This window comes from Streptomyces sp. LS1784 (assembly GCF_020103755.1).
Lineage (GTDB): Bacteria > Actinomycetota > Actinomycetes > Streptomycetales > Streptomycetaceae > Kitasatospora.
Window position 1 is genome coordinate 1 of the sequence record NZ_JAHSQD010000177.1, and the last position, 14,409, is coordinate 14,409.

The 14,409-nt window shown below is 69.6% G+C and carries 19 protein-coding genes and 3 pseudogenes; 8 read left to right on the forward strand and 14 right to left on the reverse strand.

The window, feature by feature from the left end; translation table 11 throughout:
• Positions 1-109, forward strand: a pseudogene (locus tag KS423_RS20875) (IS5/IS1182 family transposase); the annotation flags it as partial.
• A 264-nt stretch (positions 110-373) separates the two neighbouring features.
• On the forward strand, positions 374-1,603 hold the full coding sequence (locus tag KS423_RS20880) for an IS110 family transposase (protein ID WP_224281104.1): 1,230 nt from the start codon (positions 374-376) through the stop codon (positions 1,601-1,603).
• Between the two features lie 148 nt (positions 1,604-1,751).
• On the opposite strand, the gene KS423_RS20885 is transcribed toward KS423_RS20880, so the two are convergent.
• From KS423_RS20885 to KS423_RS20910, 6 genes are all read right to left on the reverse strand, one after another.
• The gene (locus KS423_RS20885; protein ID WP_224281087.1) at positions 1,752-2,003 is read right to left on the reverse strand and encodes a hypothetical protein; all 252 of its coding nucleotides are present in this window, start codon (positions 2,001-2,003) and stop codon (positions 1,752-1,754) included.
• Positions 2,004-2,651: 648 nt separating this feature from the next.
• Positions 2,652-3,071 carry a hypothetical protein gene (locus KS423_RS20890; RefSeq protein WP_224281088.1) on the reverse strand — a complete coding sequence of 140 codons (420 nt, stop codon included), beginning with the start codon at positions 3,069-3,071 and terminating at the stop codon, positions 2,652-2,654.
• A 48-nt stretch (positions 3,072-3,119) separates the two neighbouring features.
• Complete coding sequence (locus tag KS423_RS20895) at positions 3,120-3,884, reverse strand: hypothetical protein (protein ID WP_224281089.1); 765 nt, start codon at positions 3,882-3,884, stop codon at positions 3,120-3,122.
• Positions 3,878-4,414 carry a transposase family protein gene (locus KS423_RS20900; RefSeq protein ID WP_224281090.1) on the reverse strand — a complete coding sequence of 179 codons (537 nt, stop codon included), beginning with the start codon at positions 4,412-4,414 and terminating at the stop codon, positions 3,878-3,880. Before KS423_RS20900 ends, KS423_RS20895 begins: the two co-directional genes overlap by 7 nt.
• A gap of 157 nt (positions 4,415-4,571) precedes the next feature.
• Positions 4,572-5,120, reverse strand: a complete 549-nt coding sequence (locus KS423_RS20905; RefSeq protein WP_224281091.1) for a hypothetical protein — start codon at positions 5,118-5,120, stop codon at positions 4,572-4,574.
• Positions 5,120-5,413: a hypothetical protein gene (locus tag KS423_RS20910; protein ID WP_224281092.1), complete on the reverse strand. Its 294-nt coding sequence runs from the start codon at positions 5,411-5,413 to the stop codon at positions 5,120-5,122. The genes KS423_RS20905 and KS423_RS20910 overlap by 1 nt, the downstream gene beginning before the upstream one ends.
• A gap of 1 nt (position 5,414) precedes the next feature.
• Here KS423_RS20910 and KS423_RS20915 point away from each other — a divergent pair, with 1 nt between their 5' ends.
• Positions 5,415-5,732: a transposase gene (locus tag KS423_RS20915; RefSeq protein WP_224281093.1), complete on the forward strand. Its 318-nt coding sequence runs from the start codon at positions 5,415-5,417 to the stop codon at positions 5,730-5,732.
• Between the two features lie 33 nt (positions 5,733-5,765).
• Here the strand turns inward: KS423_RS20915 and KS423_RS20920 are convergent, their stop codons facing one another.
• Positions 5,766-6,503: a hypothetical protein gene (locus KS423_RS20920; RefSeq protein WP_224281094.1), complete on the reverse strand. Its 738-nt coding sequence runs from the start codon at positions 6,501-6,503 to the stop codon at positions 5,766-5,768.
• 40 nt (positions 6,504-6,543) lie between these two features.
• Positions 6,544-6,810 (reverse strand): annotated as a pseudogene (locus tag KS423_RS20925) (dihydrofolate reductase family protein); the annotation flags it as partial.
• Positions 6,811-6,935: 125 nt separating this feature from the next.
• Here KS423_RS20925 and KS423_RS20930 point away from each other — a divergent pair.
• The 3 genes from KS423_RS20930 to KS423_RS20940 all read left to right on the forward strand — a co-directional run bounded on the left by KS423_RS20930 (position 6,936) and on the right by KS423_RS20940 (position 9,254).
• Positions 6,936-7,268: a hypothetical protein gene (locus KS423_RS20930; protein WP_224281095.1), complete on the forward strand. Its 333-nt coding sequence runs from the start codon at positions 6,936-6,938 to the stop codon at positions 7,266-7,268.
• 53 nt (positions 7,269-7,321) lie between these two features.
• On the forward strand, positions 7,322-7,999 hold the full coding sequence (locus tag KS423_RS48055) for a CPCC family cysteine-rich protein (RefSeq protein WP_224281096.1): 678 nt from the start codon (positions 7,322-7,324) through the stop codon (positions 7,997-7,999).
• 94 nt (positions 8,000-8,093) lie between these two features.
• Positions 8,094-9,254 carry a helicase associated domain-containing protein gene (locus tag KS423_RS20940; RefSeq protein WP_224281097.1) on the forward strand — a complete coding sequence of 387 codons (1,161 nt, stop codon included), beginning with the start codon at positions 8,094-8,096 and terminating at the stop codon, positions 9,252-9,254.
• A gap of 76 nt (positions 9,255-9,330) precedes the next feature.
• Here KS423_RS20940 and KS423_RS20945 read toward each other — a convergent pair whose 3' ends face one another.
• From KS423_RS20945 to KS423_RS20955, 4 genes are all read right to left on the reverse strand, one after another.
• On the reverse strand, positions 9,331-10,497 hold the full coding sequence (locus tag KS423_RS20945) for a DUF6183 family protein (RefSeq protein WP_224281098.1): 1,167 nt from the start codon (positions 10,495-10,497) through the stop codon (positions 9,331-9,333).
• 52 nt (positions 10,498-10,549) lie between these two features.
• Positions 10,550-11,461, reverse strand: a complete 912-nt coding sequence (locus tag KS423_RS20950) for a hypothetical protein (protein ID WP_224281099.1) — start codon at positions 11,459-11,461, stop codon at positions 10,550-10,552.
• Between the two features lie 3 nt (positions 11,462-11,464).
• Positions 11,465-11,590, reverse strand: a complete 126-nt coding sequence (locus tag KS423_RS47460; RefSeq protein ID WP_263455079.1) for a hypothetical protein — start codon at positions 11,588-11,590, stop codon at positions 11,465-11,467.
• A gap of 236 nt (positions 11,591-11,826) precedes the next feature.
• Positions 11,827-12,552, reverse strand: a complete 726-nt coding sequence (locus KS423_RS20955; protein ID WP_224281100.1) for a GNAT family N-acetyltransferase — start codon at positions 12,550-12,552, stop codon at positions 11,827-11,829.
• 121 nt (positions 12,553-12,673) lie between these two features.
• Here KS423_RS20955 and KS423_RS20960 point away from each other — a divergent pair.
• Positions 12,674-12,860: pseudogene (locus tag KS423_RS20960) on the forward strand (transposase); the annotation flags it as partial.
• 27 nt (positions 12,861-12,887) lie between these two features.
• Here the strand turns inward: KS423_RS20960 and KS423_RS20965 are convergent.
• Both KS423_RS20965 and KS423_RS20970 read right to left on the reverse strand, forming a co-directional pair.
• Positions 12,888-13,232, reverse strand: coding sequence for a hypothetical protein (locus tag KS423_RS20965; protein ID WP_224281101.1), 345 nt, complete (start codon positions 13,230-13,232; stop codon positions 12,888-12,890).
• Between the two features lie 196 nt (positions 13,233-13,428).
• Positions 13,429-13,692, reverse strand: coding sequence for a hypothetical protein (locus KS423_RS20970; protein ID WP_224281102.1), 264 nt, complete (start codon positions 13,690-13,692; stop codon positions 13,429-13,431).
• 403 nt (positions 13,693-14,095) lie between these two features.
• On the opposite strand from KS423_RS20970, the gene KS423_RS20975 reads away from it, so the two are divergent.
• Positions 14,096-14,287, forward strand: a complete 192-nt coding sequence (locus tag KS423_RS20975; RefSeq protein ID WP_224281103.1) for a hypothetical protein — start codon at positions 14,096-14,098, stop codon at positions 14,285-14,287.
• Positions 14,288-14,409 lie beyond the last annotated feature (122 nt).

Consider the following 14,409-nt stretch of genomic DNA (forward strand, 5'->3'; position numbering starts at 1 on the left):
CAACAAGCTGAAGAACTTCCGCGCCGTCGCGACCAGATATGACAAGCGCGTCTACGTCTTCCTCGGCACGGTCACCGTCGCGGCACTGGCCATCTGGCTCCGCTCATGATCGACCGGACAGGACCTAATGGGCCTCATCGGACCGTAGGAGAAACTACGGTCCGTAGCCGCCAGCGGGTGAGCACTCCTAGCCTCCGAGCCATTGCGAGTTCTGTGGTCAGACCGTGCCCCCGCTGGTCGGCTGGGAGGCCTGACTGCTGATGGGATGGCGTGCCCGCCGGGCGGTTGGGCGTGAGCACTTGATCCATTAGAGAGCGAGCCGCGCCTTCCGCAGGCTGCGCATGACCGGACAAGAGCGAAAGGGCGGGTGCTGGTGCTGTTCATCGGTGACGACTGGGCCGAAGATCACCACGACGTCGAGGTCCAGGACGAGACGGGCCGCAGGCTGGGTACCGCGCGGCTGCCGGAGGGCGTGGAGGGCATCGCGAAGCTGCACGCCCTCGTCGCCCGCCACGGCGGCGAGGACCTGGGGCCCGGGCAGGTGGCGGTCGGGATCGAGACCGACCGGGGACCGTGGGTGCAGGCGCTGATCGCGGCCGGCTACCGCGTCTACGCGGTCAACCCCCGCCAGGCGGCCCGGTTCAAGGAGCGGTACGGCACCTCCGGGGCCAAGAGCGACAAGGGCGACGCCCACGCACTGGCCGACATGGTCCGCATCGACGGCGACCAGCTGCGGCCGGTTGCCGGGGACAGCGACCAGGCCCAGGCGATCAAGGTCGTCGCCCGTGCTCACCAGACCCTGATCTGGGAACGCACCCGCGCGTTCCAGCGGCTTCGGAACACACTGCGCGAGTACTTCCCCGGCGCGCTGAACGCCTACGCGGGCCTGGAACTGACCAGCACCGACGCGCTGGAACTGCTGGTCAAGGCCCCAACGCCCGAGCAGGCGGCGAAGCTGACGAGCCCGCAGATCCTCGCCGTCCTGGCCCGGCACCGCCGCCGCAACCGGGACCAGAGAGCCGCCGCGATCCAGGCCGGCCTGCGCGAGCCCCAGCTCGCCATCGCCGCACCGGTCGCCGCCGCCTACGCCGCGGCGGCGACAGCGCACGCCAACCTGCTGATCGCGCTGAACGAGCAGATAGCCGCGCTGGAACAGCAGGTGAGCGCGCATTTTCTCGCGCACCCGGACGCTGAGATCTACCTGTCGATGCCCGGCATCGGCAAAATCACCGGCGCCCGGGTGCTGGCCGAGTTCGGGGACGATCCCACCCGCTACACCTCCGCCAAGGCCCGCAAGAACTACGCCGGCACCAGCCCGATCACCCGCGCCTCCGGCAGGACCCACGCCGTCTACGCCCGACACGCGCGCAACGACCGCCTCGCCGACGCCCTCCACAGGCAGGCCTTCTCCGCCATCAACACCTCGCCCGGCGCCCGCCGCTACTACGACAAACAGCGAGCCCGCGACGCCGGATACAACCCCGCCCTGCGCCAGCTCGGCAACCGCCTCGTCGGCATCCTCCACGGATGCCTCAAGACCCGAGCCCTCTACGACGAGGCCACCGCATGGTCACACCACGCAACCCTCGCCACAGCCGCTTGACGTCCCTACGCCATGGGATGTCTGACCAGGCATCGGCCCACAGGACGACGCGACAAACCGTTGCAACTCGCCACGACAACGAAATGCAACTTCACACGCACCGCCTTCGGTGTCGGTCGCTTCGGTCACTGCCGTCCATGGGGCCTGGTCAGCGGTTGGGGTACTCCTTCGCGTGGTGCAGGCGGATGTACCAGTACGGGTCGTCGAGCCTGCCCGCGGCGGCACGGCGGCGGTCGCGGTTGGTGGGCAGGGGAAGAATGATCGGCGGGCGGCCGTTGGCGTGGCGGTTGTCGTCGCAGTCGGGGCATTCCAGGCGGTACGGGTCGGCCGGCTTGCGCAGTTCGGCGACCGAGTCCGGTTTGCCTCCGATGGAACCCTGGCAGGTGTGGCAGGGGTGCATGGCGGCGTTCGCCCGGCGGGCGGCGAGCAGGACGTCGTGCTCGCGGGTGTCGTCGGCTTCCTTGCGGCAGTCGTAGCAGAGCTCGGTGCCGTCGCTGGCGCCGGGCGTCCAGTCGTACTCGCCCTCGCGACGGTCGCAGCCCGGGCAGCGGGTGGCTTCCAGGCGCTGTTCCTTCTCGTCTTCGGCGGCCTGCTCCTCGGCCGCGAGGCGGGCCCGGGTGCGGGTGAGGTACTCGGTGTCGGCGAGGGCGTCGGTGAGGTTCTGCCACTGATGGCTGCCGAAGCGCCACCAGATCGGGGCGTGCGGGCCCCGGGCTGTCAGCTGAACACCACCTCACGACAGCGAACACCACCCGCCATACCATCCTCATGACAGCAGCACCTGAACCCTCCAGACCCCGCTGAACAGCCTCAACAGCCATCCAGCTGACATACCGTCGCTGACAGCCCACCCACTGACACCAGATCGGCATATCGCAGCCGGGCCCTGAGGATTGACATCTACCTGCCACGGGCTCGTTGCTCGGCCCGGCGGCGGACAGTCCAAGTGGACCTCGTTCGTCGTCCGTCGTCGGTGCCGAGAACGACGACAGGGCGGGGGCCGGACGATCCGGCCCCACCCGCCCGGTGCGGTGGCGTCCGCGAGGTGTCAGGACTTCCTGAACACGAACTTCTTCGGGGAGTCCTCGGACACCGGGATGTAGATCCCGTCGCGGACGCCGTCACCGCGTACGCGCAGCCGCACGCTGGTTCTGGTGCCGTCCGACGCGTCGAGCGTCACGTCGATCTGCTGGTCTGCCAGGGTGGACTTCTCCTCCAGGCTCCAGCTGCCCTGACCGCTGAACTGCCGGACAGCAATGGCGTCCACGTCCGCGAACTCGGTGGGGATGTTGACGGCGGACAGGGTGCCGTCCTCATGCAGGGTCAGCTGCGCCCCCTGAGAGCCGGTCCAGGAGCCCAGGAGTTCCTCCGTCTTGATCGAACCGCCGAAGGGATTCAGGAACACGAAGGCCAGGATGGTCAGCGTCAGCACGCAGCCCACTGCGACGGCCAGTACGGTTTTCTTCATTTTCTTCATCGCAGGTCCGGGGTCTCCGTCCACGTTAGAGGCCGCCACTCACAGGGTGACGCGGTGGGGTTGGAAAACTGAAACGGATGCTCCATAGCCCCCGGTGTCGGCCCGGTCGGAATGGCTGGAGGCACCGGAGTCGCAGACATGGAACTCCCAAGTTCCGTCGAGCTCACAGGAGCCGACTTGTACGCGGGAAGCGACGTGGTGATCAGTGTCGAACCGCGGCGTCATGCCGTCGCCGTTCGTCCAGGCGCCGGCCAGGTCGCTCTGGCTGATCAAGACCTCGTCCGGCCGCGATCCGAGTGCCCCGCAGCCTGACGCCGCCGCGATGCAGGACACCGGTACCAGCACCCAGGCCGCGGCACGCGCACCGCGAGCCCTCCCCGTACGCATCACTGCCCTGTCCATGTGCGGTTGTTCTCCTCCCCGTGCGGCGCAGAGTGAAGTACCGAGCCGTCGGGGCGCCGACGGCTCGGCTGCTGCTGGAGCGGCCCCATCATGGCAGTAAATTTGAACACGTTCAACATGCTTTTCAGGTGCCAACCACGCCGCCGATCGACACTCAACGCGTACAGGCCACGGAAGTCTCGTCCTCGTCTTCGACATGGCGGGAACGGCCTGGCCGCCCTCGCCGCCGCCCCCGCCGTCGGTGTCTGGCTTCTTCTTGAGGCCGGCGGTCTTGCCGCGCTGCTCGGTCAGCCGGCTCTCCGGACGCGCCATGTCCCGCAGTCCGCCCGCGACGGTGTTCGGCTGCTCATGGCCGGGCTGCGCGAGCTGCCAGACCTGCTTGACCGTCGCGGCCTTCAGCACACCGAGCAGCGCCCGGCGAAGCAGGTGATTTCGTTGGTCCTGTCGGGAACCCGCAACTGGGTGATGGTCCGGCCGTCGCCGGTCATCGCGGCCAGCAGGTGGGCAGCGGGAGTCCGGCCGAGCCGGGAGCCACGGGCGGCCTTGCCATCCACGGAAACCGAGTCCGCACCGCCGGGATCCGCACCGGTCAGATCGGCCAGGCCGCCGGGACAGACCAGGTTGACGATCCGCCGGATCGTGGCAGCGCTCGGCGCGACGCGCACCCCCAACACGCCCGCCACACGAGCGCCCAGCCGCGCCAGGGCCTGCTGCGGAGCACTCGTGGACCACTGGCCGATCGCCGCATACGAGCGCGCGCCGGCGACCACCGCCGAGGCGGCAAGCAGCAGCACCGCCACAAACGGGTGACGCACACCGCGCCGCCGACGCGGATCGGGCAGCGCCCACAGGCGCTCCGCCAGCGAGAGCCCCGCTACATCCTCCAGAGCGGGCGACTTGACGAGACAGACAGTGGCAGACTGACGGCACATCGAAGCTCCAGCGGTTCAAGGCGACTTGGCAAGGTCACCTCGTTCAACCGGAGCTTCGATGCGTACGTGACGGGCCGCCCCGGACCCTCCAGACCGCTCTGGCCTGCGGACTCACGTGATCACCGGGACTTTGAAACGCCCCTGCGTGGTAGGTAGGTCAGTTCAGGTCGAAGTCGTTGGGGTCGAAGTCGAAGTCGTCGGCCGAGAAGCCGCCGTAGCCGGCGCCGCCATTGAAGTAGTCCGCGAGAACTTGGCCGATCACGGCGCGCACCTCGTCCTCGTCTTCGGCGAGGGCCAGGGCGGCGGCCTGCTCGCCCGTCAGGTTCAGGTGGATGTCGCGGGCCCGGACCGCGTCCGAACCGCGGATCTCGAAGCTGACGGCGCGGCCGACCCGGGCCCCGATTCCGGAGACGGTGCCGCGCTGCGCGAGTTGCTTGGCCTTGCGCTCCCGGCCGCGTTCGGTGGTCTGCACCTCGACCGCCTCGCGCTGCAGCTGGTCGACGTGCTTGGGGGTGGGGTGGCGGGAGCCGTCGATCCAGCGCTGCACCGTGCGCGGCGAGACGCCGTAGGCGGCGGCCATGGCCTTGGTGTTCCCGCCGTACTTGCGGTCCCGTACCTGGCCGGCCTGTGTCGTGGACTGCACCGGTGCCTTCCGGGAGGGGAACAGCGCTTCCCGCACCCGGCCGAACAACCCCTTGCCCGCCATCAGTTCCCGCCTTCCTCATCGTCGTTGCCGGTGCCGGCGGCCCCGCCGTCGGCACCGCTCTGCTCCGGGCCGATCGCGGTGCCGTCGGTGGTGTAGCGGTGGACCAGCTTGGAGGGGTGCTCCCGGCGCTCCATCGCCTCGACCACGGCCGTGAGCGGGATCGAGGACTCGTGCTTGTGGCTGCCCGGGGCGATACCCAGGCGCAGCGCGCCGGGGACCGGGGTGCCGTCGTCCTTGACCGGGAGCAGCTCCAGCGGGGAGGGGGCGTCGGTGGCGTACAGGTAGCTGTCCACGGTGACCAAGGCATGGGTGGACGCCGGCTACAACAACGGCGTCGTCAAGCACGGCGCCGCACTCGACATCGATGTCGAGGTCGTGGCCCGGGACAAGGAACAGAAGGGCTTCGTCGTGCAGCCGATCCGCTGGCGGGTGGAGCAGACCTTCGGGATCATGTCCCGGTACCGGCGGCTCCACCGCGACTACGAGGAACTGCCGGACCGGTCACGCTCGATGATCCAGTGGGCCATGGTGAACTCCATGACCAGCCGCCTGACCGCCGACCCGAACAGAACCGGGCAATACCTCCGCCCGAAACCACTCGTGGCAGCCTAAACCGGTATCGAACGCCCACTGAGGGTCACCTGCTCACGAGTCCCAGGGGTACTCCGGCGGCCAGCGGTAGCCGAGCTTCTCGGCGGCCGTCTGCGAACCGCCCCAGACCTGCGCCGTGGCACGGGGATCTTCGGCGGTCAGCCGGGCTTCGAGTTGCTCCGCCTGACCGGCGGGGTCGTCCGCGGAGATCGGCAGCCTGATCCCGAACTGGAGCCAGCGGTCCTTGCGCTCGTCGCAGTCGCGGGGATGGCGCAGCACGACGTCGATCCAGTCGGGTTCGTTCCAACTGTCCCAGATCGCTTCGAGCTCGCAGTCCCACGCGGCCAGCCCACTGCCGTCTCCCGTCAGCTTCGCTTCGAGTAGATCGGCGACCAGGGTGCCGGGCCACTGCCACCTGCGGTCCGCCTCGGCCCGGGCGACCTCGGCGTCGTACTGGGCGGCGGAGAACCGGCAGTCGGCGAGGCTGAAATCCTTGTCCATCGGATTGCGCCAGCCCGTCCAGAGCACGTGCTCCATCTCGCGCCTGATCGTCACGTGGACGGCGCCGCAGCACTCCTCCACGCATCCGGTCTTGGCGATGCGGACCTCGCGAGGGGTGGCGGTGGCCCGCAGTAGCCTGGCCGAACCCAGCAGGTGCCTTGGTCTGACGCTCCGGTAGGGGGAGTCGGCGAACACGTCCCGTCCGCCGATGATCGGGCGGACCTCCAGCCCGACCTCGGCAGCCGGTGGGCAGATGATGCGCAGTTCCAGAACGTCCAAGGTGTCGGCCACCGACCGATGATGGTCGACCGGGCCGCCGCTGTCACCCGAATTACCGCGGCCTGCGGGTGAAGGCCAGGTGCGTGACCCCGCTCGGCATGGTGGTGGACTCCACGTCAAAGCGCTGCTCCAGCCCCTCCAGGCCGTCCCACAGCCGCACGCCGCGCCCCAGCACGATCGGCAACCACCGCCACGGGCAGGAAGTCGATCAGATCCCCGGCCAGGAACTCCCGCACCGTGGTGGGCCCGCCGCAGATCCGGACGTCCAGACCCCGGCCGCCTCCTTGGCCTGGCGCAGGGCCTCCTCGGGGGAGGCGTTCCGGGGCGTTCGGCGAGAGGGATACCTGCGTCGTTCCGTCACGGTTGATCAATACCGCGGAAACGGGCCCGGTCGCCACGAGATCCTGGAACCGAGTCCGTGCCGCAAGAATCAAAGCGGGACAGTTGGGGGGAATCCCCTACCGAACGCCCTCTGAGATCCGCTTCCTGCCGGATCCGGATGAGGACCTCGACGAGGTCTGCAACATCGATGCGGAAGTCAGCCTCCCCGACGGGTCACGGTGGGGGGCAACGATTCTGACCGTAGGCGAAGTCGGCCGGCTGATGGAGCGGTGGGACGGTACCGGAGAGTCACTGGGCGGCGGGTACTTCTCGTGTCCTGACGGCTTGATCGTCCGTTCACCGGGCCTCGCGGGGATGGTGGACGTGCTCGTCGGACTGCTCGCTGCGGGAGAGCTGCAGCAGACCCTCAACCGGCTGGACCATCCGCTGCGGTGACCGTTTCCCGAAATTGGGTCGCTGCTGACTGGGATGCAACCCACACTGGCCCGGTGGATCACCGTCGCCCTTGCCCCTGCTGCGGTCACCTCGTCTTCGATGTCGAGGACGGATGGCCCGGCTCATACGCCATCTGCCCGGTCTGCTTCTGGGAAGACGACCTGCTGCAGTTCCGCTGGCCGTTCATGCCGGGCGGCGCAAACCGCGTCTCGCTCTTCGAAGCCCAGCAGAACTTCCAGACCTACGGCGCCTGTGATCAGCGCGGCAGACGGTTCGTACGGCCACCGGCAGACGATGAATCTCTTGATCCCGGCTGGCGCCCGATCGACCCGACCACGGACTCGTTCGAGGACCGGGAGAGCAAAGCTCTGCGTCCTTGGCCCGACGACCGGTCAATCCTGTGCTGGTGGCTCCCGTCCTTCTGGGGATACCCTGAGGAGCCGGAGCCGGATGTGCCTCAACGTGTGGTAATCGACGTCGGTGCGCTTCACAGTGAGCGCGAGCTTCACGGCCTCCTGAAGCAGCAGCTCGGTTTCCCCTCGTTCTACGGCATGAACTGGGCCGCGTTCTGGGATGCGATCACCGGCCTGGTCGAGATGCCCAATGAACTGCGCTTCACTCACTGGGCTGAGCTGGAACTTCGAGCACCGCAGGCAGCAGCTGCGCTCCGCCGCCAACTCACCAGGTACGAGGATGCGTCCCAGGGCTTCAAGGTCGTCTATGACAAGTAGCCGTGGGATGCCGCCAGGAACCGGCGGGCTGTTGCCGTTGACCAGCCCTGCAGAACAAACGTCCCGCACACTCCCCCGCCTCCAGATAACCGCTTTGAGGTCGCACGACGCCAAGGTGGTGGAGGCCCTGGCGGTGCCGCAGAAGTCGGGCAAGCGGACCAAGGGGCGCAGCGCTGAGGCTGCTGTCGGGCCTGGTCAGAGCGGTGTGGGTGCGGGTGGGTCGGGGGCGTTCACGCTGCCGGTGCGGTTCCAGACGCCGGTGGACGAGAACGTGCTCGCGCTGTTCATCGCCTCGCGGGTGCTGGTCGGTGAGACGCAGCTGTGGCGTGAGGGGATCGGGCATGCGCGGCGGTGGTTCGAGGAGACCGGCGGGCTTGACGTCCCTTATTCCGCGCTGGTCGGGGAGATGGGGAATTATCCGCTCGGAAAGTGGCTGTCGGACCGGCGGGGTGAGAATGCGGCCGGCGAACTGGCGTCATACCGAGTGGAGATGCTGGACGCGCTCGGGATGATCTGGTCCGTGAGCGATGCCAGGTTCGAGGCCGGTCTCGACTGGGCGCGGGTCTGGGCGAAGGGCCACGGCGGCAGCCTGGCGGCGCCTGCGCGGGCGTCGGTCGGCGGGTATGCGATCGGCACCGGGTTGTCGGAGCTGCGGGCCTCCGTGCAGGTGCCGGCCGGGGAGCAGGGCTCGCTCGCCCCGGAGCGGCGCCGGGCGCTGGAGGAGATCGACCCGTGGTGGTGCCCCATCTGGCCGATCACCTGGCAGCGCGCCTACGCCACCGCCCGGCTGTGGTGGCTGGACACCGACGGCCTGGTCGACTGGACCGCCCTGCCCGTGGACACGGTGTTCGAGGGCGAGCAGCTCGGCCGGTGGGTGAAGGCGCAGCGGGCCGGGTGGCCGGGTCTGGAGGCGGACCAGCGGGATCTGCTGTCGGCGATCGGCATCGAGGCCGACGCCGAGCTGGTGGCGGCGAAGGCCGCCGCGGAGGCGAAGCCGAAGGTGTCCCGCACGGACCGGTTCGCCCAGGGCCTGGCCGCGCTCGCGCAGTTCGTGGAGCGGGAGCGGCATCCCCGAGTTCCTCGCCCGCACAAGGAGCCACTGGAGGTGTCGGTGACCGGTCCTGGCGGGGAGGAGAGCACCGAGGTCGTCCACGTCGGTCTGGGTACGTGGTTGAACAACCAGAAGGCCCGCCGGGCGAAGCTCAGCCCCGGTCAGCTCGCACAGCTCGCCGAACACGGCGTCGAGTGGGCGTGAACGGCGGCGTGCTCCTGGTCGTGGTCGCTGCGGTCACCCTGGTGGCCGGGTACGTGCTGGGTCGGGTGGCCGTCAGTCAGTCGGTGTCAGTGGCGGCCAGTACAGCTATCCGCTGGCCGTCGGGGCGTAGCGCCGCCACGGCCAGGTCCCAGGCGATGTCGTAGAACCAGGCGGAGCCGGGGTCGGGACGGAACCAGTGCGTCTGCCGGACCAACTCGGCGATCCGCTCGACCGGGGCGTCCGCCGGGGCCCCGGTCAGCCCGGCGAGCGAGCGCCAGGTGGCCAGCCTCCCGTGGGCGCCGTACTGCCCCGGGCCGTACGCCGATCCCCGGGTGGCCGCGGTGAGCAGGATCCGGAACACCTCCTCGGCGGTCGACGGGTGGAGCCGGGCTCGCTCCTCCTCCCAGGGGGTCAGCGGCAGCCGTTCGAACACGGCGGGGAAGTCCTCCGGCGGCACCGGGTCGGGCGACCAGAAGTCCTGAGCGGCGATCAGGCCGTTCGAGTCCGTGCACCAGTGTCGGATGGCCGCGCCCATCACCTCGGCCGTCTCGGGGACGCTGATCTCGGTCATGTCGATGCCCGCCGTACGCTCCCGCATCAGCGGCGTGTCATGGAGTTCGGCGGCGCCGTGAAACGTCCCGGTCAGGGACGACACGGCCCAAGTCCAGTCGGGTGCCGCACCGTCCGGGCGGATCAGCCCCTGCTCCTCCGGCAGCAGGTGCAGGGGCAGTACGGCGAGCGGATGCCCGTCCGCGACGAGCTTGTGCGCGAAGGCGAGGAGGGCAGGAGAGTCCTCGACCGGAATGCCGGTGAGCACCAGCTCGTGCAGCAGGCAGGCCCGGAACTCCCGGGGGTGCACCGCATCCGCCTGCTCCCCGTACACCACCCGCTCGATGTCCTCGGCACCTTGACCGTGGGCGACCAGCGCCGCCAGCGCGCGCTCCTCCCGCTGTCGTTGCCGGCCGTCCGGTGAGAGCGAAAGAGGGGTCCGGAGCAGAGCGCGCAGGCTCTCCGGTACCGCGCAGCCGGCCAGACTTCGGAGGAGGTGGCCCAGCACCGCGAGGTGGTTGCCGGAGGGACCCCCTTCCGCTGTGGCCCGCCTGGCGATGTCCCTGCCGAGGCCGACGGCCCAGTCGAAGTCACCGGCCGAGACCCGCAGGCCGATTTCGTGCTGGAGCGCGGCGACATCCGCGTATTCGGCTGCGGACAGCGCCGCTACCATGCGGGCCTGATCCTCGTTCATCTGGGACTGTTTCTCGTCTCGGGCTCGCACTGGCGAATGGTGTCGGCCGATTCTAGCCACGGTGCCCCGCCGTCGAACTCCTGTTTTCGCGCTGACGTTCCGTCACCCGTGCGGGGTGCACCTCGAGCCTGGCGGTGAGCACGGCCAGCTCGGCCGGGTCGCCGGTGGTCTTGAGGGCGGCCATGGCGTCCAGGAACGCGAGCGGGTCGTGGTCGGCCAGGTCCAGCGGGACGCTGAGCGCGGCCATGGTGTCGAGGTAGGCCTGGCGGAGCCGCTTGTGCCAGGGGTCGAGGTAGGGGCCGTGCTCGTGGCGCAGCCAGGCCTCGGTCGGCTGGACCGTGGCGCCGAGCTCCAGGGCGTAGGCCAGTTTCACTGTGGAGTACCAGGCAGGTCCTGTCGGCCGGGAGCCGTCTGCGGTGAACGGCGAGGGCAGCAGCGGGTCCGACTCGACGTGGGAGAGGTCGGCCAGCCAGGAGCCGGGCAGCTTCTTGTCGAAGGCCGGGTTGAGCTCGTGCACGGGGCCGGATAGCGGGAGGGTCAGGCGGCCGGCGGCGGCGAGGAAGGCCATGTTGACGTCGAGGCCGACCGCGAACGGCGCCGCCTGCTCCCGCTCGGTGAGCTCGCGGTGCCAGTCCCACGCCTCGGTCACCAGCTCCTGCTCCGGGCCGCGGTCCTGGGCGAGCGGGTGCACGTCCGGGACCTCGGGCGGCGCCAGGTCGAACGCCCGCGTACGGGAGCCCTCCACCGGGCCGGACGTCCAGCCCGTCTCGGTGCGCACCGCCCTCGTGGGCGGGCGCAGTGCGGTGACGAGTTCCAGGCCGGAGACGGCGGTGGAGCCGCGCGGGGTGAGGACCCGGGTGGCGTAGGTGCCGAGCAGGCGGGCCAGGCCGGCCGGGCCGAGGTCGTCGGGGATCTGCCAGCCACCGGAGGCGAGGGCACCCCAGGCGGGGATGCACAGCTGCACGCACTAACGGCGGCCGTCCTCGGGCGTGCGATAGACCCTGGCCCACGGCCCGAGGCCCCGCTGGGTGAGCAGCCAGCCGGCCTTCTCGATGGCCTTCACGGCCTTGTGGGTCTTCGGCAGCTGGCCCAAACGCTGGACGAAGTCCTTCTTCTCGTCCCGGCCGAGTGGCGGCAGGCCGAGCTCGGCGAGCGCTGCGTCGGTCAGGACGACCAGGGCGTCGCCGTCCTTGCCGTGCCGTTGCCGATCGGCTCACCTTCAAATGCACCCTGATCGAGACCGGCTCCAACTCCTACCGGCTCCAGACCACCGAGGCCGAGCACCAGGAGATGCCGTGAGCCACCCTCGCAGCAGGGCAGCCCCGGTGATCAGACCAGCTCGAAGCTCATCTGGGAGCCCAGCTCGCTGAACCCCAGCGCGACCGCGACCTTCCGCGACGCCGGGACCCGGGCCCGCCATTGCGGCAGCAAGCCTTGCGCGAGCGCATGCCGCACTGCCGCAGACCCGGTCGCGCGAGCCAAACCCTTGCCACGCCAGGCAGGCGCGGTCAGGACTCCCACGTGAGCGGCGCGGCCCGGCCATTCGTAATAGCCGGCGGCAGCAACCACCTGGCCGTCCACCCGGACAACGAACGCGGGAGAGGACATCTCGTCCAGGCCGGCCTCGTCGGCGTCCGCCGTCCCGGCCACCTGTTCCAGATCGCCCAGATCGAAATACCCGCCGGCCCCTTCCTCGACGCGCAGGCCGGCCGGCGCCGCGGCTGGCCGGAAGCCTTCGGCGGCGACATAGGCCAGCCCGGCGGGCCCAAGGAACTCGCCGTTCGGGAGCGCCCTCCCAACCGCTTCCAGATCTGTCAGCTGGTCAGCGGGCAGCTCGGCCACGGCCTTGCGGATGCGGGCGGCGGCTTCCTCGCTCGGAGCAGTCACGATCGCAGCCCCTCCGAGAAGCACGATGCCCGCCCACCCGCGCGGGCAGATCCTCGACCTGGGAGACACGACGACGTCGACGTCGCCCGCCGCACCGAACGAGACCGGTACCGACGCTAGCTCCTGCCACACGCCCTGGGCCCTGACCAGCAAGGGATCTCTCGACATGGCCCGATACTGCCAGGAACTTGGGATTGCACGCGCCGTGGATTAATAGGGCGAGACCATCACCGAAGACCCCAATCCGCTGCGTGTGAGTCTCCCCGTCGACGGGCCCGCAGGTGGGGCGTTGGGCATCTTGTCCCGCTTTCGGGTTGAGTTCTACGAATGCCTCTACAGCCGCCAGGACGCGCTCTTCGAGCTCACAGACGCCATGCTGTGCGCGGACGGACCGGTGAAGACCCTGGTCGAGCTGTCGTTGGCGATCGAGCACCGGCGCGGCCACGGTGCCTTGTACGCCGCCCTGGACCGGGGCTGGATGGGATACGGCGTCGGATTCCGACTCATATGCCAGGCAAGGCGTACCCCTCGTCCTCGTCCCACGGGAGGTCCAGATCATCCATGTGCACGCGCCATTCGGCGTTCGACAGGGCCCGGCGCAGCTCGGTCACGGACTCGAGCACGTGGGCGATCACCGGCATCACCCTCTCCAGCTGAGGTGGCAGCTTGGTCGACCCGGCCACGATCTCACCCGGCTCGCCGCCTCCGTCTCCGTAGAGATACAGACTCTCCTCGTCCGCATACGGGAAGGACTCACGGTGGGCGGTGACAATGTGCTCCAACTCGGCCGCCTCGGCTTCGGTCAGCGGCAGCACCCGGCGTGCGGAATAGTAGAGGGACACGCTCATGTGCCGACCTTAGCGACAGGCTCCGACAGCCGATGCAGATGCCGGCCCGCAGGATGTTTGATGCCATGCTCAGCTTGGCTATCCTCGGTGGGCTTGGTGCTCCTTGATCGACTCGGCGCGTTTGACCGTCTTGCCGACCCTGTGTCCTCCTGGGTGAGCTTGCGTTGCCCGTGGCGCGCACCGCCCTTGTGTGCGGCTATTGGTGGGTGCGGCGGTGGCGTCCGGTGGGTCGGCCCGGGCGGTTGGGCAGGGGCACGGCGGCCGCGGCGGGGACATCGACCAGGGCGGCAACGTCGCTCGTGAGTGTGCCGCAGTCCGGGCAGGCGCCCGGCGCGGCCAGCACTCCCGGCCCGGCCAGGACCTGGAACATCAGCAGCGTCCGCGCGCACTGGGCGCAGCCGAGCGGGCCGGCGCCCAGTGCTGGGTGTACCTCTACGCGGTCAAACCCGAAGTCGGTCATGCCCGGACCAACGAGGCGGCGCCCGGCGGAACACGGGCCGGGCACCGCCTGGAGGCAGGCGGCGAGCAGACCGAGGCCCGGCAGATCCGGCAGGAGCCGTCCGGCCGGTAGAACACCGTGTACAGGAACATCTCCGGGCCGTACTCGTCCGGCTGGCGACCGGCCAAATGCGGTGTGCGCTGCCCGTCGTCAGGGGCCTTCCCTCTGCTCGGGTGAATGTCGGTTGCTGGGGCGCCAGCCTCGTCCGGCCGCTCCAGACAGGGAATCAGCCCGCGTGACCTGCGCTGGTCTCCACGCCGCTACCCGGAACGGCAGCAGCGGGCGACCCGCCAGGCGGGCGTGCGGGGAGCACCCGTACGCAGTAGGAAGAGAGGAGCAAGAACCCTCTACCCAAGGAGCAGGCATGGGTGCGGCCGACAACTTCCTGGAGCTTCTCTCCGGAGCGCAGCTGGACTGGTTCCGGCGCGAGTCCCCGGCGAAGCAGGCGGCGATCGCTGCCCAGTGGATGGGTAGCGGCACTATTCCGGAGGACATCGTCGTGGACAACGGAGGCCCTGCGGCCGAAGGCGGCCGGGAGGCCCTCCCGGAGGTCTAGGGCCTGTGTGATGTCGTGATCAATATTGCGGTTTCGTGCTTGCTCGAAAGCGGGATCCGGTAGGACGTTGCGTGTGACACGTAGGCAACTCACCGACGAGCAGTGGACGTTCATCGAGCCGT